The 248-nt window shown below is 41.1% G+C and carries 1 pseudogene; it reads left to right on the top strand.

Annotated elements, in window-relative coordinates:
• Positions 1–14: 14 nt before the first annotated feature.
• Positions 15–248, top strand: a pseudogene (locus AOA62_RS29900) (hypothetical protein); the annotation flags it as partial.

The raw sequence follows: 248 nt of genomic DNA, 5'->3' as shown, positions 1-248 counted from the left end.
AAACAGCACGTGATATAGGTTATCCAATCATGTTAAAGGCAGCAGCTGGTGGCGGTGGCATTGGTATGCGGAAAGTGAGTTATGAAGGTGAGCTCCTAAAGGTTGTAGCAAGTGTGGACAAGAAATCAGAAACATTTTTTGGCTCAGGAGAAATTTACATGGAAAAATGTGTTGTTAATCCAAGACATATAGAAGCACAAATTGCGGCTGATGATGAAGGAAATGTAGTATGTCTTGGGGAAAGGGAT

Source organism: Pseudomonas sp. 2995-3 (assembly GCF_002742565.1).
In the GTDB taxonomy this organism is placed as follows: Bacteria; Pseudomonadota; Gammaproteobacteria; order Pseudomonadales; family Pseudomonadaceae; genus Aquipseudomonas; species Aquipseudomonas edaphica.
Note: the sequence above shows the minus strand (reverse complement) of the source record. Positions and strands in the feature narration are given on the sequence as shown.